We start from the raw sequence: 19,781 nt of genomic DNA, 5'->3' as shown, positions 1-19,781 counted from the left end.
CAACAACATCAGAGCACCGTGACTTCTTTACGCCAAACTGGCCAGCGTTGCCAGCGCGGTAAGTTTTCGGTGCAATTTCAATGGATCCCATGGGGAATACAGGTATGCCTGCGTTTTTTCCTGCCAGTCGTTCTTATCTTTACTGCTCGTTAGCGATTTTCCTGCCACTGACCTCATTTGCTGAAGATACCCTCGTGGTAACGGCCAAACCCGCCGATACGGCGGAAACGGCAACGCATGGCTATGAGGCCAGCACCAGCCAGGGGGCCACTAAAACGGATCGGCCCCTGATACTCACTGCGCAATCCGTCTCCGTAGTAACACGCCAACAGATGAGCGACCAAGGGGCTTTGACGGTTAACGATGCGCTGAAATATACCCCAGGCGTATTCACTAACTTCTCTGGTGGCGCGACGCGTTACGATACTATCGCTCTGCGCGGTTTCCACGGTGGCGACGTCAATAACACCTTCCTGAACGGCCTACGACTGCTTAGCGACGGCGGCAGTTATAACGCTTTGCAGATCGACCCTTGGTTCCTGGAACGCATTGACGTGATTAAGGGCCCGTCCTCCGTGATGTATGGGCAAAGCATCCCTGGTGGGTTGGTGGCGATGACTAGCAAACGGCCGCAGTTTGCCAGTGAAAACCACGTCAATGTGATGGCCGGTAACAACAATACCAAAGGCGGTGCATTTGATTCGACGGGGGCGCTGAACGATCAGTGGGCATACCGTTTGACCGGCATTACCCGCACCAGTGACACCATGTATGACCATCAGCGTGAAGAGCGCTATGCGATTTCGCCTTCGTTGCTGTGGCAACCGGATGAAAATACCTCATTATTGTTGCAGGCCAATCTGCAAAAAGATCCTTCCGGTGGTTATCATAGCGCGGTGCCGTCAGACGGCAGCATTTATACCACCAGTGGGGACAAGCTGGGCCGGGTTTTTTTTGACGGCGAAAGCAGCCGCAATGTGTTCAAACGTTGGCAGCAAATCTACAGTTATGACTTCTCGCATAGTTTTAACGACGTCTGGTCATTCCGACAAAATGCCAGCTACACCCACTCCAACGTGGAGCTGGAGCAGGTTTACCAGATTGGCTGGAACGCCGATCGTAGCGAGTTGAACCGTTGGTACAGCGGCTCCAATACGTCGTTGGATGCTTATGCCGTGGATAACCAACTGGCGGCGGAGTTTGCGACTGGCGCGTTGGAACACAAGGTGATGCTGGGGCTGGATTATCAACGTTTTACCAATAACCTGTGGGAAGAGTCTGGTTCGGCCACGCCGTTGAACCCGTTCACCGGCGTTTCCGGTGGGCCAGATATCACTATTCTCAGTCACACCGACTCTAAACGGCGTTATGAGCAGACCGGCGTCTATCTGCAGGACGAAGTCAGCCTCTACAACTGGTATCTCAATCTTTCCGGGCGCGTTGACCGTTTGGAAACCAAGAATACCGTGCTGAATACCGATTCTACCGATGCCCGTACTGACGACCACTTTACGGGCCGAGCCTCTTTGCTGTACCACTTTGACAGCGGTTTCTCGCCGTATATGAGTTACAGCTCCGCGGTGACGCCCGCGGTCCTAGCCGATAAAGAGGGGCATCTGCTTAAACCAACCACCAGCGAGCAATATGAGGCCGGGCTGAAGTATCAGCCTCCAGGCAGCAGCTCGATCTACAGTATTGCCCTCTACGATTTGACGCAGAATGACGTAGCCAACCGCGTGGTGAAGGACAGCTACTATGTGCCTGCCGGTAAGGTACATTCACAAGGGATTGAACTGGAGGCCCGTAGCCAGGTGAGCGAGCGCCTGAATGTTATTGCCGGTTACAGCTACAACAAAGTGAAATTCAAAGACGCCGTTGACGGTAACGATGGCAATACGCCATACCTGGCGCCTAATCAGATGGCTTCTTTATGGGGGCAGTACAAGGCTGGGCTTGGTATCAATCTGGGGGCTGGCGTGCGTTATATTGGCAAACAGTGGGCGGATAATGAGAATACTCTGCGTATTCCTTCGGTCACGCTGCTGGATGCTTCGGTGCGCATGGATCTGGACAGCGTAAAACCGTCGTTAAAAGGGGCTTATGTGCAGCTGAACGCCAATAACCTGACGGACCGGGAATATGTTGCTGGCTGCTATGGCACTGGCTACTGCTATTGGGGAGCGGGGCGTTCAGTTATCGCTACCGTGGGGTATGACTTTTAACGGCTAAACCGTACTCATCCTGCTGAACGTGAGCGGGATGAGGCGCTAAAACAGCGAAAACAACAGTACTACGGGCAGGCTGAGTGGCCAGGTCAGGCCGATGATCAGCGCGCTAAGCAGGCGGATGGGGAGGGTATCGCGGCTGACCAGAAAAGTGACAATCATCGAAACCAACAGGCCAATAAAATAAACGTATTGAGTGACTTCCCACAGCGATAACATGAAAACCATCCCGGTAATTTTTACCGCTCATTCTAGGCGGCTCCCCACAAGTAATCAATGTGTTAATGCGGTGTAAAAGGGCGGAAAGGTCGGCTTGTCGCACGGCTGAAAGAGCGCCTTATCGAAATTAATTATAAATAGCCCTTGCTAATAACTCTGGGTTATGAGTAAATAGCGTCATCGGTTTGAAGTACAGACCTTATGAAAGCAGTTTTAGTAAAGTAGTTCTCAGTATTAGCGATATCCGACAGATACCTCTTCTTCCGCGAATTTCCTTCTAGTGCCCCCATAAGTTTCCACTGAATTGCAGACCTCATTCGCCATTATGGCGGCCTAAAAAACAATGAAGGAAGTATCTATGTCTAATAAAATGACTGGTTTAGTAAAATGGTTTGACGCTGGTAAAGGTTTTGGTTTCATTTCTCCTGCTGATGGCAGCAAAGACGTGTTCGTACACTTCTCTGCAATCCAGGGTAATGATTACAAGACGCTTGATGAAGGCCAGCAGGTTGAATTCAGCATCGAAAATGGCGCCAAAGGCCCATCAGCAGTTAACGTTACAGCAATGTAATGTGACTGGGTAGTGTGGTTGAAACTTGCAATAGCGATGATGGTGTAGACCGGAGCAGACAAGCGATATCGACACTACCAAATCAATCCCGGCCTGGTGCCGGGGTTGCATATATCCTCCTAGCCATGAGGGTAGACAGAAAAGCCAATTTCACCAAAGTTTGCTTTTCTGTTGTGAAAAGGCCGTGCTTAGGCTGTGCAATGCTGGAGTGTTCGATGGACGCTTGCACCGCATCATGACAGCCGGGAAAGCGACCGGCACTACTTTTAACCCTGGCGTTTACGCCGGGGTTTTTTACATCCATTTTCCCCGCTCGAAAAATATTTTCTGATTACTGCATCCAATATTCTCGTTCACTACGTATATGGCTATGTGAGGACATCTTCCCACATCACCCTTCGAGGATATGACCATGAAAAAGCTTCTCTGTACTGCCCTGTGTTCATCACTGTTGTTCAGTAGCGTCTCAATGGCTGCCATGATGTCCGATACGGTAATGGTAGGCGGTGCCGCCATGTACCCCAGCAAAAATATTGTCGAGAATGCCCTCAACTCCAAAGATCACACCACGCTGGTTGCTGCGGTGAAGGCCGCAGGTTTGGTTGATACTCTGCAAGGCGCTGGCCCGTTTACGGTGTTTGCTCCGACCAATGAAGCCTTTGCCAAACTGCCTGCCGGAACGGTCGATACCTTGCTCAAACCTGAAAATAAGGCGGCACTGACCGGAGTGCTGACCTACCATGTGGTTGCTGGCCGCTATGATATGAAACAGCTGGAGAAGAAAATCAAGGAAGGGCACGGCACGGCCGAGCTGAAAACGGTCAATGGCCAACCTTTGTGGATTATGAATAATGGCCCCCACAATATTCAGCTCAAAGATGGCCAAGGTCATATTGCCAACATCAGCACCTATGATGTCTATCAGAAAAATGGCGTGATCAACGTTATCGACAGCGTTCTGTTGCCAAAATAAATCCCGTCTATACTAGGTGCAGGCTGCCAAAAGGCTGCCCGCACCTTGATAGGACAGGACATGACCAAAGCACTTCCTGAACAACATGTCGAATTGATGCAAGCCGTTGCGCTTGGCGACCGCAACGCGTTTGAACAGCTTTATCGACAGACGTCGCCCCGCTTGTTTGCCGTTGCTCTGCGTTTACTGCGTCGCCAATCCTGGGCTGAAGAGGTGCTGCATGAAAGCTTTATCAGCGTGTGGAATCGCGCTGCCAGCTATGACCCCAATCTCAGCTCCCCATTGACCTGGCTGACGCACATTGTGCGCAATAAGGCTATTGATTGGCTGCGCGGTGCTGGTGGCCGGGCGGGGCAAACGGAAGAGGAGTGGCTGGATGACTTGGGGGCGAGCGCGGAAGAACCTGTCAGTCAGTTGCTGCTGGGTGAGGAGGCTGGAAAACTGGCCGAGTGCCTGAACCATCTGAACGTTGAACAACGGCAGAGCATTGTGTTGGCTTACTACCAAGGTATGTCTCATGGCGAGGTTTCGGCACATTTGCAACAACCGCTTGGCACGATCAAAAGCTGGATCCGCCGGGCACTGGATCATTTGAAAAACTGTGTGGGCCTATGAAAAGCAAAGGTGAGTATGACTCGGCTTTAGCCGCAGAATATGCCTTGGGCACGTTGCGCGGGCCTGCGCGGTTGAACTTTGAACAGCGTATCCAGCGGGATCCGACGCTGGCCGCCTTGGTTGCACGTTGGCAAACGCTGCTGGCTCCGTTGGATCTGGCATTGACCCCGGTATTGCCACCGGAACGCGTGTGGAAAAAGATCCAACTCAGTTTGCCCATTGAGGCAGTGCCACGGCGTAAACGCTGGGACTACCTTGGCTGGGTGCTAGCTGCTGGTTTGGCCGCGTTGTTGCTGGTGCCGCGCTTTATCACCCAGCCGCAGGATTTTGCTCCGGCAGTGGTGCTCAATGCGGGTCAGCAGGGCAGTGGGCAATGGATCGTCAGCATGGACAGTGGCAAACGCCATCTGAGACTGACCCCGCTTAACCCGCAAACGCTAGCCGTAGCCAATAGCCTGCAACTGTGGGCGATCTCGCCGGGTGAAAAGCCGCGCTCCTTAGGTTTGGTTGCTGCAGAGAAGCCGACCGAGCTGGCAGTGAACTCGATGACGTTGGCGCAGGGCATGACCATTGCCATCAGCCTGGAGCCAGCGGGTGGCTCACCTACAGGGCTTCCTACCGGTCCGGTGCTGTACAGCGGACAGTTAACTTCACTGTGATCTGATTGATATTCTTGTCGATGATTTTTTCCTGACGGTGAAGATAATCCTATTTACGACCATACTAAAGTTATCAACAATCGTGACAGGTGACTTTATGATATGGATCGAGCAAGGGTTGTACTTGAGAGTGGTGCAGATGGACAATGCGCCCAAGCCTTATCCGTTGGATAGCGGATTCAGCCCGCATACGGCCTATCGTGCGCTAGGAATGTACAATCCTTCGGAAACCGCCGATGCTTATTTCATCCTCTCGAACGACCGGGATGAGATCTGGTTTATCTGCAACCGCCATCTTAGGACGGTGGGCCTGTTGCCCGATATCCGCGATTTTAGATATTTGTTGTGACTCGGCAACAATCCTCGCAAGCAACCTAGCCATTAAGTGATACGCCACATCTGCCAGCAATAAGTTGAGTTATCCAATGCAAAAAATCTCGCTTAGGTGGGATTTTTTCATTGCTAATGCTCAATTCACTATCGGCAGAGAGCGAGTTGTGACATGGCTGGTACAACCCCTTCGAATATCCCGAATCCTTCCTCCTTGAGATACTGTTCATCCAAACAGGTATTTGGATTCGTTCAGGGGTATATCAAATGCAGACAAGTATACAAAGTGCTGGCAGTCGCTCTCTTCATTGGAGATTTACCAAGGATCACAAGCTGCGGGGCTTGGAGAATCGCCAGCCTGCCGAGTGTGAGGTATTTCTATCATGAGCCTGGCAGGGTTAATCCAGTTTTCCAAAGGCCATTGGCCGCTACTGATGATCTTAGGCTTCGCTGCCCTGTTGTTTGGCATGAGTCAACGTATTGATGCGTTGAATGCCGACATAGGGCAGTACCAGAAAGATAACCAGGAGTTGTACAGTGCATTGAATGGAAGAGATGAAACCATCACTGCGCTGAAAGGTGCCGCGGATGCCGATCGTCGTGCTACCGAACAACAGCTCAAGATTGAACAGCAAAAGAGAGTAAAGGCCGATGCCGAAAATAGAACGCTACGCAAAGCGCTGGAGGATAACGACTGCGCTCATCAGCGGTTGCCTGCTGATGCTCTCGATATCCTGCGCGGAGCAACCAAAACCGGTGCCACCGGCTCCGCAACTGATCTACGTATACCCGCCAGCGGTACTGCTACAAAAGTGTGAGAAGACACCGTTTATCGGGGAGACTTTCGGGGATGCCGTCATAGCTTTACAGGTTAGCCAGAGTGAGCTTGATATCTGCGCTTCAAGGATCGAAGCGTTGATCGAATGGCAGTGTTGTTGAATTTATAGCGGTTGCGGCTGGCTGGCGAGTATGTAGCACCCTATGAGCTAAAACGGCCAGCTAACTTTCGTTGCTGGCCGTTTTCTATTAAATCACGCCGTTTGCTTGTGGAAGAGTTCCCTGAACACCGGATAGATATCATCCGGCTCGCGGATATGCTGCATGGCAAAGTTTTCAAACGTCGCCTGCAGATGCTCATATTCACGCCACAGCGTCTGGTGAGCACGGCGGGTAATTTCGATATAGCTGTAGTAACGCACCATCGGCAGAATGTTTTTTGACAACAGTTCATGGCACAGTGGCGAATCATCAGCCCAGTTATCCCCGTCCGAAGCCTGAGCGGCATAGATATTCCACTGTGCAGGATCGTAACGCTCTTCGACCACTTCGTTCATCAGCTTCAGGGCGCTGGAAACGATGGTGCCGCCGGTTTCCTGTGAGTAGAAGAACTCCTGCTCATCCACTTCTTTAGCTTGGGTATGGTGACGTATATAGACCACCTCAACGTTCTTATAAGTTCTGCTGAGGAACAGATACAGCAGAATATAAAAGCGTTTGGCCATGTCTTTGGTTGCCTGATCCATTGAGCCAGAGACGTCCATCAGGCAGAACATAACCGCCTGGCTGGAGGGTTCAGGCCGACGTTCGTAGTTCTTGTAGCGCAGGTCGAAGGTGTCGATAAACGGCACGCTGTCGATTTTCTTGCGCAACTCGGCAATCTCCTTACGCATGCGTTCTTCTTCCAGCAGTTGCACCGGTTCGGTGTTTTCCAACTGGGCAAGGCTGTCTTCAAGCTCATGCAAAGCGCGCCGCTTACCAGCGGTCATGGCAGTTCGACGCGCCAGTGAGTTTTGCAGCGAACGCACCACGCTGATATTGGCCGGTACGCCATTGGCGGTGTAGCCAGCACGATGGGTTTTGTATTCGGTCAGTTGCTTGTACTGATTTTTCTTCAGGTTAGGCAGCGCCAGATCCTCGAACAACAGGTCGAGATACTCATCTTTGGAGATCTGGAAGACAAATTCATCCTGGCCATCCCCATCCTGGCTGGCATTGCCCTGGCCGCCACCACCACCGCCGCCGCCTTGTGGGCGTTCAACGCGGTCATTTTGTACGAAGTGATCGTTACCGGGATGAACGCGATGGCGTTTACCGCCGCGCCCTTGATGGAACATTGGTTCGTTGATATCGCCACCGGGGATCGACACCGATTCCCCGCTGTCCACGTCGGTGACCGAACGCTTGTTGATGGCTTCGGCAATCGACTGTTTGATTTGCGACTTATAGCGACGCAAGAAGCGCTGGCGGTTCACCATGCTCTTGTTTTTGCCATTCAGCCGTCGGTCAATGAAATACGCCATACATCCCCCAAACAACGTTGCCAACTTTCTCTACCTTGGGTCTTTCAGGCTGTAGCCGCCAGGCTACAACCCGAAATTCCCAGGTATAGGCTATCTATGACGTCAGCGGTCGTCGGTTTATGAAGATTTTCTCACCCGCAGATACCATTCGCACAGAAGGCGAACCTGCTTGCGGGTGTAGCCTTTCTCCATCATCCGGTCGACGAAGTCATCGTGTTTTTTCTGCTCATCCGTTGAGGTTTTAGCATTAAAGGAAATGACTGGCAGCAGTTCTTCAGTGTTCGAGAACATTTTCTTCTCGATAACCGTACGCAGCTTCTCGTAACTGGTCCAGTTCGGGTTCCGACCACTGTTATTGGCACGGGCACGCAGGACAAAGTTGACGATTTCGTTGCGGAAATCTTTCGGGTTGCTGATACCCGCTGGCTTCTCGATTTTCTCCAGTTCAGCATTCAATGACTCACGGTCAAACAGCTGTCCGGTATCTGGATCACGGTACTCCTGATCCTGGATCCAGAAGTCTGCATAGGTCACGTAGCGGTCAAAAATGTTCTGACCGTATTCCGAGTAGGATTCCAGATAGGCGGTCTGGATCTCTTTGCCGATAAACTCGGCGTATTTCGGGATCAGGTAGCCTTTCAGGTGCTCCAGGTATTTCTCCGCCAGATCCTGCGGGAACTGCTCACGCTCTATCTGCTGTTCCAGGATATAGAACAGGTGTACCGGGTTAGCCGCGACTTCGGCATGGTCAAAGTTGAACACCCGAGACAGAATTTTGAAGGCGAAACGGGTCGAAAGACCGTTCATACCTTCATCCACCCCGGCATAGTCACGATACTCCTGATACGACTTGGCCTTCGGATCGGTGTCTTTCAGGCTTTCACCATCGTAGACACGCATCTTCGAGTAGATGCTGGAATTGTCTGGCTCTTTCATACGCGACAGCACGGTAAAGCGAGCCAGCGTTTCCAACGTGCCAGGGGCGCAAGGCGCATGGGTCAGTTCGCTGTTATCCAGCAGTTTGTCGTAGATTTTAATCTCTTCCGACACCCGCAGGCAGTAAGGCACCTTGACGATGTAAACACGGTCGAGGAAGGCCTCGTTATTTTTGTTGTTGCGGAAGGTCACCCACTCCGATTCGTTAGAGTGCGCCAGGATAATACCGCTGAACGGCAGGGCAGAAATCCCCTCGGTACCGTTGTAGTTACCTTCCTGGGTGGCGGTCAACAGAGGATGTAACACCTTGATTGGCGCTTTGAACATCTCCACGAACTCCATGATCCCCTGGTTGGCGCGGCACAGTGCGCCGGAGTAGCCATAGGCATCCGGATCGTTCTGCGCATGGTTTTCCAACTTGCGGATATCCACTTTACCCACCAACGCAGAAATATCCTGGTTGTTCTCGTCGCCCGGTTCGGTTTTGGCGATGGCAATTTGTTCAAGTATTGAAGGACGAACCTTCACCACTTTGAATTTGGTGATGTCCCCGCCGAACTCATGCAGGCGTTTAGCGGCCCACGGCGACATAATGGTGCCAAGATAGCGCGTCGGGATGTTGTATTCTTTTTCCAGAATAGTGGCATCCTCCTGCGGGTTGAACAGGCACAGCGGATGGTCATTGACCGGGCTGCGCTCGCCGTTGGCGCTCAGGGTGTAAATCGGCACGCGCTGCATCAAGGCTTTCAGCCGTTCTGCCAGCGAGGATTTACCGCCACCCACCGGGCCCAACAGATAAAGGATTTGTTTCTTCTCTTCGAGGCCCTGGGCAGCGTGTTTCAGGTAAGAAACTATCTGTTCGATAGCTTCTTCCATGCCGTAGAACTCCTCGAATGCCGGATAGCGTGCGATCACGCGGTTGGAGAACAGGCGAGACATACGCGACTCAAGCGCGGTATCGACCATAACTGGTTCACCGATAGCCATGAGTAGGCGTTCTGCCGCATTGGCATAGGCACTGCGATCTTGCCGGCAGATGGAAAGAAATTCCTGCAGTGTGAACTCTTCGTCCTTGGCAGCTTCGTAGCGCTGGCGATAGTGGTCAAATATGTTCATGGCGATGCCCGTCCTTTCGTTATTAGCACAGGTTAAAAAAGGAGCTGGTGTTGGTATTCTGGCTCCCGAAAGCATGAAGCTATGACTGAGTACAGCAACCCGTATGCCAACTTGGTGCGCTTATTCTCGCGAGTTGCGCTGTATTGCCACTGGGCTCAGCCTAAATTCACCTTCTGATTTTAAGCTTAGTTGCATACTGGAAAATTTCCTGCAAGAGAAAGGGTCTTTTTTAAGTCATTTCAATGACTCAGTTATGGCGAGGGGCGGCAAATGCCTTGTCTGGCGCGGGTTGCGGCAAAAAACGTCATCTTTTTGCCATCAATAATTCATCTTTGGGTTCTAAGTTATTCGATCTTGGTTGTTTTCTATTGTAAAGATCCGGCAGGCTCGTCGGTTTTCACATAAACTATAGCGGTTAATTACATCTTGTTATCTATGGAAAAAGCCAGTGAAGATATCTAAACTCAAAACGCTAGCAATTATCGCTTCCGCAATGGTTTGTGCGCACAGTGCTCAGGCAGGAAGCTGGTCACTCGGTGCTTCAGCGCTGGTCAGCCCCGATCCTTATCGTGGTTATCAGGATCGTGTCTATCCCGTTCCTATCATCAATTACGATGGCGATGATTTTTACTTCCATACTCTGTTGGCCGGTTACAACCTGTGGAAAGATCAGCAAAATCAGCTGAGCCTGATCGCCTATTACTCACCGTTGCACTATAAGCCTGGCGACAGTGACGACGACCGCATGAAGCAGTTGGACAAGCGCCGTAGCACCATGATGGCCGGTGTGGCCTTTACACATAAGGCTGAGTGGGGAACGATCCGTACGGCCTTCTCTGGCGATACGCTGAACAACAGTAACGGCCTGGTGGGCGATATCGCCTATCTCTATAAGTTCCAGGTGGACTCCTGGAGCTTTGCTCCTGGTATCGGGGTAAACTGGAACAGCTCAAACCAAAACCAATACTACTATGGCATCAATGGTGATGAGTCCCGCCGTAGTACCTTCGACACCTATAAGCCAAGCGATAGCTGGTCGCCATACGTCGAATTGAGCACCAACTATAATATCAACGCTAACTGGAATGCCTTTTTCACGGGGCGTTATACGCGCCTGGACAGCGAAGTTAAAGACAGCCCAATGGTTGATAAATCTTATACCGGCATGCTGTGGACGGGTGTGACTTACACCTTCTAAACGTACGGTGCATTATCTTGGTGCAGTGAGTGCATCGAAAAGGGGCGGAAACGCTCCTTTTGCACATCTGTGGTGCGGTGGATGATCAAGAGAAGAGGGGCGAAATGTTTCGCCCCAGTTTGATCAGCTATTTTTAATGCTGCGGATTTTCATCGCCAAGCGGGCAGGTTGCTCCCCTGAGGCGATCAGCGGCTTGCTTACGCGCCCGGTTTCCACACAGACCATGGTTTTGTAACCGTCGTTTGGCATGTCGGCCATGCTGCAGGAAAGCTCGACACCTGGGTTCCAGGCGATCACATCACTCATATAGTGATGATTGACCTCGATGGTGCGTTGCAACATCGGGTCCTTGATCAGGCTGCAAGGCGTGGCCTGGGTGTAGACGCGATCGGTTTGCCCGGTAAACTCCAGCTCGCCAACCTGACGTGCCTCGATCCCCTTCGCCACCTTATCGATATAATGCTCGCCCAAACCGGCAACTTTCACCTTGTCGATGTCGCCGATCTGGAAATAGCTGTGCAGAGCAGCGGTAGCCTGGTAGTCACCGTGTGATTCCAGCTCCATCTCGCACTCTTCACCCAGCTTGAAGCGGGCGATCAGGGTGAAAGCATGTGGCCACAATTTGCGGGTTTGTTCGTTGTCTTGCAGCGTGAAGGTCAGGATCACGCCGTTTTCATCTTCATCGTGCGCGGTAAGCTGCCACGGCTGATTACGGGCAAAGCCGTGGGATGGGCTACCTGCCGGGCCAAACCACGGCCAGCAGATCGGTACGCCGCCGCGGATCGCCACGCCGTTTTTGAAAGGCGTATTGTTGCTCAGCCAAAGCACCGGTTTATCACCGCTTGGCTGCCAGGCTAGCAGATGGGCCCCTTGCAGAGCAACGGCCGCACGGACTTTCGGGTGAGAAACCACCACCACTGGCAGTTCGTCCAGTTGGCGTTGGCTGATAAAAGGGGTGATTTGTTCGCTAACGGGTAGGGTGAAGATTTTTTCGTTCATGTTGTTGCCTTCTTTTCGCCGCAAAAACAAACATACCCTATGGATTTCAAGTTACAGCTAGGCGACAAGCTTACTCATCCCCAGGAGCTTACTATTGTAAGTGACTGGGGTGTGTAAGCGCAGGTAACAACGCTGTGGCTTGAAAGACGACGGGTATAAAAAGGGCGACACTAGTGTCGCCCTTGATAATCAACTGCACATCAAGCCATTACTTGGAGATGTGAGCGATCAGGTCCAGCACTTTGTTTGAGTAGCCAGTTTCGTTATCGTACCAAGAAACCAGTTTCACAAAGGTGTCGCTCAGCGCGATACCGGCTTTAGCATCGAACACAGAAGTCAGTTTCTCGCCGTTGAAATCGGTAGAAACCACTTCGTCTTCGGTGTAGCCCAGCACGCCTTTCAGCTCGCCTTCTGAAGCGGCTTTGATAGCAGCACAGATTTCTTTGTAAGAAGCTGGTTTAGCCAGACGAGCAGTCAGGTCAACCACAGACACGTTCGGAGTAGGAACGCGGAACGCCATACCGGTCAGTTTGCCGTTCAGTTCTGGGATGACTTTACCTACTGCTTTAGCAGCACCGGTAGAAGAAGGGATGATGTTCTGGGATGCGCCGCGGCCGCCGCGCCAGTCTTTGTGAGACGGGCCATCAACGGTTTTCTGAGTTGCGGTAGTCGCATGCACGGTGGTCATCAGAGCTTCAACGATGCCGAACTTGTCGTTGATTACTTTAGCCAGTGGTGCCAGGCAGTTGGTGGTACAAGAAGCGTTGGAAACGATTTCTTGGCCAGCGTAAGACTTGTGGTTCACGCCCATAACGAACATAGGGGTGTCATCTTTAGATGGGCCAGTCAGAACAACTTTCTTAGCACCTGCAGCGATGTGTTTACGTGCAGTTTCGTCAGTCAGGAACAGGCCAGTTGCTTCAGCAACGACGTCAACGTTGACTTCGTTCCACTTCAGGTTAGCCGGATCTCTTTCTGAGGTACAACGGATGGTTTTGCCGTTAACAACCAGGTGGCCGTCTTTAACTTCTACTGTACCGTCGAAACGGCCGTGAGTAGAGTCATACTTCAGCATGTAAGCCATGTACTCTGCGTCTAACAGGTCGTTGATTGCAACGATTTCGATGTCAGAACGTTCCTGAGCAGCACGGAAAACAATGCGACCGATACGGCCAAAACCGTTGATACCTACTTTGATAGTCATATATTCCACCAGCTATTTGTTAGTGAATAAAAGGTTGGTTGTAAAATTACAAAAACCTTACCGAGCGTCAAGCGGAATCGTGTCAATTCTTGCTGCAAGTCAAACCAGAGGCCCGGTTTTGCACACAAATCGCACATTCCATTTACGTTTGTCCTCCCATCGATATGGGGGCAAACCGCCAAGTATAAAGTCAGTACGTGCAAGATATGTGATCAAAGTCACATATGGCGGCAGCGTAACCTTTATGCCGTACAGTTTAGGCTAAAAAGGCCTGCAGCGTTGTTAATTTTTTGTTATTATTACTCATTGTTTTCGTTGACATTATCCACATTGCGGGAATAGCACAAATGGCTAAAGAGACAACCCCTAAGACACCGCTCACGGAACTGAATGAAATCCAACGTTATGTGACGCAAGAGCGTGGCACCGAAGCCCCCTATAGCGGTAAATTACTGCATAACCAGCGTGAGGGCGTGTACCATTGCCTGTGCTGTAACGCGCCACTGTTCTTCTCCGCCAGCAAGTTTGATTCTGGCTGCGGCTGGCCCAGCTTCTATCAACCTGTTTCGGACGATGCTATTCGTTATCTTGATGATAATTCACATAATATGCATCGAGTCGAGATCCGCTGTGGCAGCTGCGATGCGCATTTGGGACACGTGTTTCCCGATGGTCCGCAGCCGACTGGCGAACGCTACTGTGTCAACTCCGCGTCACTGAATTTCACCGACGACGAAAATGGCGAGCAGACGGCAGGTTAAGCTGTAACTAAACCAACAAAATCGATTCAGCTAATTATTCATCCCCGGGTGAGGACATGCTCTGATGGAAGTAAAAGATCTGATTGCGGCCATGACGCCGGAAATCTACCAGCGGCTGGTGCTGGCAGTAGAACTGGGCAAGTGGCCAGATGGTGTGGCACTGACGCCAGAGCAGAAAGAACACAGCTTGCAGGCGGTGATGCTGTGGCAGTCGATGAACAATGCGGACCCACAACATATGAGCATTGGCACCGACGGGCAAATCGTGATGAAAAGCAAACAGGAGCTGAAGCAGCAGTTTATGGCCGAGCCGTTGGCCAAGCTGAAGCCGCAGTAACCTGTTGCTGGCAGGGCGATGTTGCCATCGCCCTGAAGGTTTTACTGCTTCTGCGGGCTCAAGCCTAAGCTTTCGGCTAGCTGATGGGCCAGGCGGTTGTTATCGTCCGCACCATACTCCCAGAACATCGCCCCTCCCAATCCTTTGCTCTTGATGTACTCGGTCTTGATGGCTACCGAGCGTGGGTTTTCATAGCTTATCGCGAACAGTGGTTTGCCTTCGGTTGACTTCATCATCAGATAGGGCACCTTGGCCTCGTTATCCCAATGCGCGGTGAAGCGCCGCTGTGGGTCTTTCAGCATCTTGTTCACGATATCGTTGTATTTGATGTAGCTGTCTTTATCCAAATCCACACCCAGCGATTTAAAGACGTCTTTTTCACGTGCGGTGAAATAGGGCTGGGTGACAGGGTGCTTGGCCGCATCAGCTACATCCCAATCAATACCCGGCTCGGTGGCGCGTTTAGGTACCCGGCCATAGAAACCGATCCCCAGATTGAGCTGAGCAGGCTTCAGCCCGGCGGCCAGATAGTTGTTGACCACGTAGTCGGCGCTGTACTTGTCGGCGGCGGCCACGGTTGGCCATTGTTTGGAGTCATAGAGATTGGAGTTGAAATACTGGGTACCGTACGCCATGTCGTAGGTCATCAGATTGATGTAGTCCAGATAGGGCGCGATAGCCTTAACGTCTACCCATTCCTGCGGACTTTTGACGTTGGCGCCTACGGCGATGGTCAGCAGTTTTTCTTTGCCTAGCTCCTGATGCAGTTCGCTCAGTAGGGTGGTGAAATTGGCTTTGTCGGCCGGTTGGCTTTCCACTAATCCCCAGGCACCGTTAACCGGATATTCCCAATCCAGATCGATACCATCGAGCTGATACTTGGCAATCACCTCCTGCACCGAACGGATAAACACCGCCCGGCTTTCCGGTGTGGCTGCCGCGCCGGAGAACCCACGGGCTCCCCAGCCGCCAACGGACAGCAAAACCTTCAGCGCCGGATTTTGTTGGCGCAATACGGGTAAGCGCTTTAAGTCTGCTTCGACTTTTGGGGAGAGATAGATTTGGTGCAGGCGGGAGGGATCTTTCAGTGCCGGGTTAGTTTCCTCTTTTTCAGCGTTATAAATCAGGCCAAAAGAGTAGTTGAGGTGGGTGATCTGGCTGACGTCCAACTGGTTGATATCACCGCCAGGCCCGGCGGTCACGTCGCCACCGCCGTTAAAGTAGCCGACAGAAAGATAAGGTGCGGCGTGCGCGATGCTCGCGCCAGCCATACCGAGTTGCACCGCTACCAGCAAGGGCAGCAGTTTACGGGTTAAAGCCATGTTGTCTCCTTTGGTCAGCAAGGCCGACCTGAACCGCCTATGGCGGTATCAATAAAGCCGGGCTCGGCAGGCCCCGGATGCGTATAACTTATTGATGCCAATGCATCATCAGCCATAACAGCAAAAGAGACGGGAGGGAACAAGGTGAGCGCGCAGAAGAATGGTGGGAATGTGAGCAGCGTCGAAAATAAAGCGGTTGGTGGGGAATATGGGGCGCTAAGGTCAAGCAGCCCCAAAAACCGTTAGCGCTGAATAAACTGTGACAGTGTAACTAACTGTGCGCCAGCCGACTGCATTTCTGCCAATGCCTGCTCGCTGTCATCGGGGCTTAAATTGACACCGCGGCAGCCATCGGTGATGACTTGAGTCTGATAACCCAAACGCAAGGCATCTAACACGCTGAACTTGACGCAATAATCGGTGGCCAGCCCCATCACGGCGAGATGAGTGATGCCGCGCTCCTTCAGCCAGCCATCGAGCGCCGTTTGCGCCCGATGCCCGTTATCAAAGAAAGCACTATAGCTATCGATATCCGAGTTCTCGCCCTTACGGAATATCGCCGCGATGTGCTGCTTATCAAGCTGTGGATGAAGCTCTGCGCCAGGACTGTCCTGAACGCAGTGCACTGGCCACCAAACCTGAGGCAGGCCTTCCAGTTCCCCAAGCGTACCAATCTGTGCGTTGGAGTTAATCGCAAAACTGCGATGATCCGCCGGGTGCCAGTCCTGGCTGGCGATCACCGCTTCATTACGGGCCAGGCTGGCTGCGATAGCCTGATTGGCGACGTCAATGGTGGCATCACCTTCTGCCACGCCTAAAGCGCCGCCGGGGCAAAAGTCGTTTTGTAAATCAATCAGCAACAGAGCAGTTTTCATCTGAGTTCCCACTTCGGGTTAGCCCGCAGCGCTTAATTCGCCACGCAGGTCTTGTTGCATCAGGCTGCGGATTTCTTCTGGGGTTAACGGCTGGCTCAACAGGTAATGCAGCTTGGTCAGCGCGGCCTCCACCGTCATATCAAAACCGCTGATGACGCCAGCATGAGCCAGGGCATTACCGGTCGCATAGCCTTCCATATTGACCCGGCCAGAGATACATTGTGTCAGGTTGACCACTACGATGCCACGCTCGGAAGCATCACGCAATTCATCCACCAATTCGGCCTTTTGCGGCGCGTTACCGACGCCGTAAGAGCGCAGGATCAGAGCTTTGACCGGTTGCAGCAGGAAGTTACGCACCACGGCACCGGAAATCCCCGGATAAATCGTCACCACGCCGATGGGCTGTGGCGTGATGTTATGCACGATCAATTCCCCATTGCACACTGGAGAGGCGATGCCGGTCTGGCGGCGTATGTGGATACCTGCTTCCAGTAAGGGCGGGAGATTAGGGGAGGCGAAGGCATCAAAGCCGTCGGCATGTGCCTTGGTCGTGCGGTTGCCACGAAACAGCTTGTTGTTGAAGAACAGGCTGACCTCGTTTACTGGATGATTGGCGGCCAGATAGAGGGCATTCAACAGATTGGTTTGGCCGTCGGAGCGCAATTCTGCCAGCGGGATTTGCGATCCGGTGACGATCACCGGCTTATCCAGGTTCTCCAGCATGAAGGACAGGGCTGAAGCGGTAAACGCCATGGTGTCGGTGCCGTGCAGAATAACAAAGCCGTCATAGCGGGTGTAATTCTGTTTGATGTCGTCGGCGATATGCTGCCAGTCTTCGGGGGTCATATCCGAAGAGTCGATCAACGGGGCATATTCATGAATGGTGAAATCCGGCATTTCTGGCCGATGGAACTCGGGCATCAGCGCCAACTGGCGCTGAAGGTGGCCGGAAACCGGGATGTAGCCCTGTTCGGAACGCTGCATACCGATAGTGCCGCCGGTATAGGCGACGTAAATGGATTTCTTTTGCATGGCTTTGATCTTGTGGCTGTCAGATAGGCTGAATTATAGGGAGATGGCAGGAGAAAAAAAGCCCGGCGGGTGCCGGGCTAGAGATTTATTTGTTAACGGACCTCTCCGCAAGTCAGGCATATGGCATAACGATGTTGCGGATCGTTCAGGTTATTAAACAGGCCAGGCTGTTCTTTCACCGCCAGCGCCACCGATGCCAACGGGGCTGGCAGCATTGACTGGATCGCCGCAGGCAGCATGGCGTGGATAGAGACGCCAAACTGGCTGAGCAGCATATCCGTCATGCTAGGGGCATCGATAAACCAGTTGAGTTGCCACTGTGGCAGCTTGGCCAGCTCTGCCGCTTTCTTCACGGCGTCGTCAAAGTCACCCAGTTGGTCGATCAGGCCATTTTTCTTGGCGTCGCTACCGATCCAGACATGACCCTGAGCAATGTGATCGACCTGCTCTGGCGTCATTTTCCGGGCGGTTGCCACCAGGTTGATGAAGTTCTTGTAACCGTTCTCGATGTTCAACTGCATCATCTGCGAGAACTCTGGAGGCAGTGCTTTCGTCACTGCCAGATCGGCTAGTGGTGATGTCGCGACGCCGTCGGTATGTACGCCAACGCTATCCAGCGTGTTCTCATAAGTGTTGATCACGCCGAAGATACCGATGGAGCCGGTGAGGGTGCTCGGACTGGCGATAATGTAATCTGCCGGGGTCGACACCCAGTAACCGCCAGACGCGGCCATTCCACCCATGGAAACCACCACCGGTTTACCTGCGGCGCGAACCGCGGCCAGCTCGGAGCGGATCACTTCTGAAGCGCTGACGCTACCGCCAGGGCTATTGACGCGCAGGATAACGGCTTTGATTTTCGGATCCAGACGTGCCTGACGCAGTTGTGAGGCCGTGGTATCGCCACCGACCGATCCTGGCGTCTGTGGGCCATCCATGATCGCGCCATTGACGAAGATAACGGCGATCTCACCGCCCTGATCCGGTGACGGCTGCGGCTGGTAATCGTAGATGCTGACCGCATTGAAGTCATTGCTCTGCTTGTCCCAACCGAAGGTTTTTACCAACTGTGTTTCTATCGCAGTGCGAGAGGCCAGTTCATCGACCAGTTTGCTGTTCAGGGCAAACTGTGCGGTATCACCACCCGCTGCCTTTAAGCCACTGAGAATATCTGCTGCGCCTGGGAACAACTGATCTGGCGTGAGTTGACGGTTAGCCGCCACCGTATCCAGATAGTTTTGCCACAGCCCGCCGACCCAACGGCTATCGGCTTCCCGCGCTGCCGGTGACATATCGTCACGGATCAGCGGCTCTACGGCAGATTTATAGGTGCCCACACGGAAAATATTGGTGGTGACCTTCAGCTTCTCCAACAGGGATTTGTAGTAAAGGTTGTTGGTGGCGAAACCATGCAGATCGACGGCACCCTGAGGTGACAAATAGATCTTGTTGGCATAGCTGGCCAGATAGTATTGCGTTTGGTTATAGCTGTCGCCGATGGCATAGATCGGTTTACCGCTGTCGCGGAATTCGCGCAGTGCCTTACCGATATATTGCAGGGAAGGCTGATCCGCCCCGGCAAAATCATTCAGCTGTAATACCATACCGGTGATGTTTTTATCATCTTTGGCCTTGCGAATGGTATCCACCAGGTCAAACAGTGAGTTTTCCTGTAGGCGGTTGCTAGAAGCACCCAGCAGTTCGCGGCCCCACTGACGAACCCGGTTGTTCACCGAAGGTTGATCAACCACCACGCCGCTGAGATCGACCAGCAGTGCGCCATGCGGTGCTACTGCCGAAGAATTGCCTTGGAGTGAAAGATAAATACCGACCCCAACCAGGATCAAGAAAATCAGGAACAAGTTCAGGATAAGTTCCCTGACAAAATTCAGCAGACGCCATGTCCATCTGAAAATACCTGCAATAATTCGCCCCAATGTGCGCATGTGCTCTCCAACAAGAGTCTAGAATGTTCCGCTATCCTAATGAGCGGCCGAAGAAAAGTCAGCTTTAAATCTCCCCATGCAGCTTGAATGGCAATGGGTATAGACAGTATTACAGAGGCTGTAACTCTATGTAGAGCTATGTTAACGTGATTTAAATGCA

The 19,781-nt window shown here is 52.4% G+C and carries 19 protein-coding genes; 10 read left to right on the top strand and 9 right to left on the bottom strand.

Annotation, left to right across the window (positions count from 1 at the left end):
- Positions 1-104: 104 nt before the first annotated feature.
- Positions 105-2,222, top strand: coding sequence for a TonB-dependent siderophore receptor (locus D9980_RS08435; protein WP_121607007.1), 2,118 nt, complete (start codon positions 105-107; stop codon positions 2,220-2,222).
- 45 nt (positions 2,223-2,267) lie between these two features.
- On the opposite strand, the gene D9980_RS08430 is transcribed toward D9980_RS08435, so the two are convergent.
- Positions 2,268-2,444 carry a GhoT/OrtT family toxin gene (locus D9980_RS08430; protein ID WP_021181193.1) on the bottom strand — a complete coding sequence of 59 codons (177 nt, stop codon included), beginning with the start codon at positions 2,442-2,444 and terminating at the stop codon, positions 2,268-2,270.
- A gap of 358 nt (positions 2,445-2,802) precedes the next feature.
- Between D9980_RS08430 and cspA the strand changes: the two genes are divergently transcribed.
- The 6 genes from cspA to D9980_RS08400 all read left to right on the top strand — a co-directional run bounded on the left by cspA (position 2,803) and on the right by D9980_RS08400 (position 6,410).
- Positions 2,803-3,015, top strand: coding sequence for an RNA chaperone/antiterminator CspA (gene cspA, locus D9980_RS08425; RefSeq protein ID WP_024485401.1), 213 nt, complete (start codon positions 2,803-2,805; stop codon positions 3,013-3,015).
- Positions 3,016-3,427: 412 nt separating this feature from the next.
- Positions 3,428-3,988 (top strand): fasciclin domain-containing protein, encoded by a 561-nt coding sequence (locus tag D9980_RS08420; RefSeq protein WP_021181194.1) that lies wholly within the window; start codon positions 3,428-3,430, stop codon positions 3,986-3,988.
- Positions 3,989-4,048: 60 nt separating this feature from the next.
- Positions 4,049-4,603 carry a sigma-70 family RNA polymerase sigma factor gene (locus tag D9980_RS08415; protein ID WP_121607006.1) on the top strand — a complete coding sequence of 185 codons (555 nt, stop codon included), beginning with the start codon at positions 4,049-4,051 and terminating at the stop codon, positions 4,601-4,603.
- Positions 4,600-5,262, top strand: coding sequence for an anti-sigma factor domain-containing protein (locus D9980_RS08410; protein WP_121607005.1), 663 nt, complete (start codon positions 4,600-4,602; stop codon positions 5,260-5,262). Before D9980_RS08415 ends, D9980_RS08410 begins: the two co-directional genes overlap by 4 nt.
- 97 nt (positions 5,263-5,359) lie before the next feature.
- A complete protein-coding gene (locus D9980_RS08405) occupies positions 5,360-5,611 on the top strand; it encodes a hypothetical protein (RefSeq protein WP_121607004.1) in 252 nt (83 codons plus the stop codon).
- A 364-nt stretch (positions 5,612-5,975) separates the two neighbouring features.
- Entirely contained in the window at positions 5,976-6,410 is a 435-nt protein-coding gene (locus tag D9980_RS08400) for a DUF2570 family protein (RefSeq protein ID WP_121607003.1), read from the top strand.
- A 213-nt stretch (positions 6,411-6,623) separates the two neighbouring features.
- On the opposite strand, the gene D9980_RS08390 is transcribed toward D9980_RS08400, so the two are convergent.
- Together D9980_RS08390 and yeaG are read right to left on the bottom strand one after the other, a co-directional pair.
- Positions 6,624-7,892, bottom strand: a complete 1,269-nt coding sequence (locus D9980_RS08390; RefSeq protein WP_024485395.1) for a YeaH/YhbH family protein — start codon at positions 7,890-7,892, stop codon at positions 6,624-6,626.
- Between the two features lie 117 nt (positions 7,893-8,009).
- Positions 8,010-9,944, bottom strand: a complete 1,935-nt coding sequence (gene yeaG / locus D9980_RS08385; RefSeq protein WP_021806619.1) for a protein kinase YeaG — start codon at positions 9,942-9,944, stop codon at positions 8,010-8,012.
- A gap of 493 nt (positions 9,945-10,437) precedes the next feature.
- Between yeaG and D9980_RS08380 the strand changes: the two genes are divergently transcribed.
- Positions 10,438-11,142, top strand: a complete 705-nt coding sequence (locus D9980_RS08380) for a MipA/OmpV family protein (protein WP_121608981.1) — start codon at positions 10,438-10,440, stop codon at positions 11,140-11,142.
- A gap of 123 nt (positions 11,143-11,265) precedes the next feature.
- On the opposite strand, the gene D9980_RS08375 is transcribed toward D9980_RS08380, so the two are convergent.
- On the bottom strand, positions 11,266-12,141 hold the full coding sequence (locus D9980_RS08375) for a D-hexose-6-phosphate mutarotase (protein ID WP_121607001.1): 876 nt from the start codon (positions 12,139-12,141) through the stop codon (positions 11,266-11,268).
- A 208-nt stretch (positions 12,142-12,349) separates the two neighbouring features.
- Positions 12,350-13,345: a glyceraldehyde-3-phosphate dehydrogenase gene (gapA, locus tag D9980_RS08370; protein WP_021181204.1), complete on the bottom strand. Its 996-nt coding sequence runs from the start codon at positions 13,343-13,345 to the stop codon at positions 12,350-12,352.
- 347 nt (positions 13,346-13,692) lie between these two features.
- On the opposite strand from gapA, the gene msrB reads away from it, so the two are divergent.
- Together msrB and D9980_RS08360 are read left to right on the top strand one after the other, a co-directional pair.
- Positions 13,693-14,106, top strand: a complete 414-nt coding sequence (msrB, locus tag D9980_RS08365) for a peptide-methionine (R)-S-oxide reductase MsrB (RefSeq protein WP_121607000.1) — start codon at positions 13,693-13,695, stop codon at positions 14,104-14,106.
- 64 nt (positions 14,107-14,170) lie between these two features.
- Positions 14,171-14,443, top strand: a complete 273-nt coding sequence (locus tag D9980_RS08360; RefSeq protein ID WP_021181206.1) for a YeaC family protein — start codon at positions 14,171-14,173, stop codon at positions 14,441-14,443.
- A gap of 41 nt (positions 14,444-14,484) precedes the next feature.
- Here D9980_RS08360 and D9980_RS08355 read toward each other — a convergent pair whose 3' ends face one another.
- The 4 genes from D9980_RS08355 to sppA all read right to left on the bottom strand — a co-directional run bounded on the left by D9980_RS08355 (position 14,485) and on the right by sppA (position 19,621).
- A complete protein-coding gene (locus D9980_RS08355) occupies positions 14,485-15,765 on the bottom strand; it encodes a glycoside hydrolase family 18 protein (RefSeq protein WP_121606999.1) in 1,281 nt (426 codons plus the stop codon).
- Positions 15,766-16,007: 242 nt separating this feature from the next.
- Positions 16,008-16,640, bottom strand: coding sequence for a bifunctional nicotinamidase/pyrazinamidase (pncA, locus tag D9980_RS08350; protein ID WP_024485388.1), 633 nt, complete (start codon positions 16,638-16,640; stop codon positions 16,008-16,010).
- Between the two features lie 18 nt (positions 16,641-16,658).
- Positions 16,659-17,675: an asparaginase gene (ansA, locus tag D9980_RS08345; protein WP_024528777.1), complete on the bottom strand. Its 1,017-nt coding sequence runs from the start codon at positions 17,673-17,675 to the stop codon at positions 16,659-16,661.
- A gap of 92 nt (positions 17,676-17,767) precedes the next feature.
- Positions 17,768-19,621 carry a signal peptide peptidase SppA gene (gene sppA / locus D9980_RS08340; RefSeq protein ID WP_024485386.1) on the bottom strand — a complete coding sequence of 618 codons (1,854 nt, stop codon included), beginning with the start codon at positions 19,619-19,621 and terminating at the stop codon, positions 17,768-17,770.
- Positions 19,622-19,781: the final 160 nt, after the last annotated feature.

The sequence above is a fragment of the Serratia sp. 3ACOL1 genome (assembly GCF_003668775.1).
Classification (GTDB): domain Bacteria; phylum Pseudomonadota; class Gammaproteobacteria; order Enterobacterales; family Enterobacteriaceae; genus Chania; species Chania fonticola.
Note: the sequence above shows the minus strand (reverse complement) of the source record. Positions and strands in the feature narration are given on the sequence as shown.

Bases quoted from the DNA above. Each gene is read 5' to 3' on its own strand.
- D9980_RS08410 (WP_121607005.1), top strand. From the start codon at position 4,600: ATGAAAAGCAAAGGTGAGTATGACTCGGCTTTAGCCGCAGAATATGCC.
- yeaG (WP_021806619.1), bottom strand. From the start codon at position 9,944: ATGAACATATTTGACCACTATCGCCAGCGCTACGAAGCTGCCAAGGAC.
- D9980_RS08390 (WP_024485395.1), bottom strand. From the start codon at position 7,892: ATGGCGTATTTCATTGACCGACGGCTGAATGGCAAAAACAAGAGCATG.
- D9980_RS08400 (WP_121607003.1), top strand. From the start codon at position 5,976: ATGAGCCTGGCAGGGTTAATCCAGTTTTCCAAAGGCCATTGGCCGCTA.
- msrB (WP_121607000.1), top strand. From the start codon at position 13,693: ATGGCTAAAGAGACAACCCCTAAGACACCGCTCACGGAACTGAATGAA.
- gapA (WP_021181204.1), bottom strand. From the start codon at position 13,345: ATGACTATCAAAGTAGGTATCAACGGTTTTGGCCGTATCGGTCGCATT.
- sppA (WP_024485386.1), bottom strand. From the start codon at position 19,621: ATGCGCACATTGGGGCGAATTATTGCAGGTATTTTCAGATGGACATGG.
- D9980_RS08435 (WP_121607007.1), top strand. From the start codon at position 105: ATGCCTGCGTTTTTTCCTGCCAGTCGTTCTTATCTTTACTGCTCGTTA.
- ansA (WP_024528777.1), bottom strand. From the start codon at position 17,675: ATGCAAAAGAAATCCATTTACGTCGCCTATACCGGCGGCACTATCGGT.
- cspA (WP_024485401.1), top strand. From the start codon at position 2,803: ATGTCTAATAAAATGACTGGTTTAGTAAAATGGTTTGACGCTGGTAAA.
- D9980_RS08355 (WP_121606999.1), bottom strand. From the start codon at position 15,765: ATGGCTTTAACCCGTAAACTGCTGCCCTTGCTGGTAGCGGTGCAACTC.
- D9980_RS08415 (WP_121607006.1), top strand. From the start codon at position 4,049: ATGACCAAAGCACTTCCTGAACAACATGTCGAATTGATGCAAGCCGTT.
- D9980_RS08375 (WP_121607001.1), bottom strand. From the start codon at position 12,141: ATGAACGAAAAAATCTTCACCCTACCCGTTAGCGAACAAATCACCCCT.
- D9980_RS08360 (WP_021181206.1), top strand. From the start codon at position 14,171: ATGGAAGTAAAAGATCTGATTGCGGCCATGACGCCGGAAATCTACCAG.
- D9980_RS08380 (WP_121608981.1), top strand. From the start codon at position 10,438: ATGGTTTGTGCGCACAGTGCTCAGGCAGGAAGCTGGTCACTCGGTGCT.
- pncA (WP_024485388.1), bottom strand. From the start codon at position 16,640: ATGAAAACTGCTCTGTTGCTGATTGATTTACAAAACGACTTTTGCCCC.
- D9980_RS08430 (WP_021181193.1), bottom strand. From the start codon at position 2,444: ATGTTATCGCTGTGGGAAGTCACTCAATACGTTTATTTTATTGGCCTG.
- D9980_RS08420 (WP_021181194.1), top strand. From the start codon at position 3,428: ATGAAAAAGCTTCTCTGTACTGCCCTGTGTTCATCACTGTTGTTCAGT.
- D9980_RS08405 (WP_121607004.1), top strand. From the start codon at position 5,360: ATGATATGGATCGAGCAAGGGTTGTACTTGAGAGTGGTGCAGATGGAC.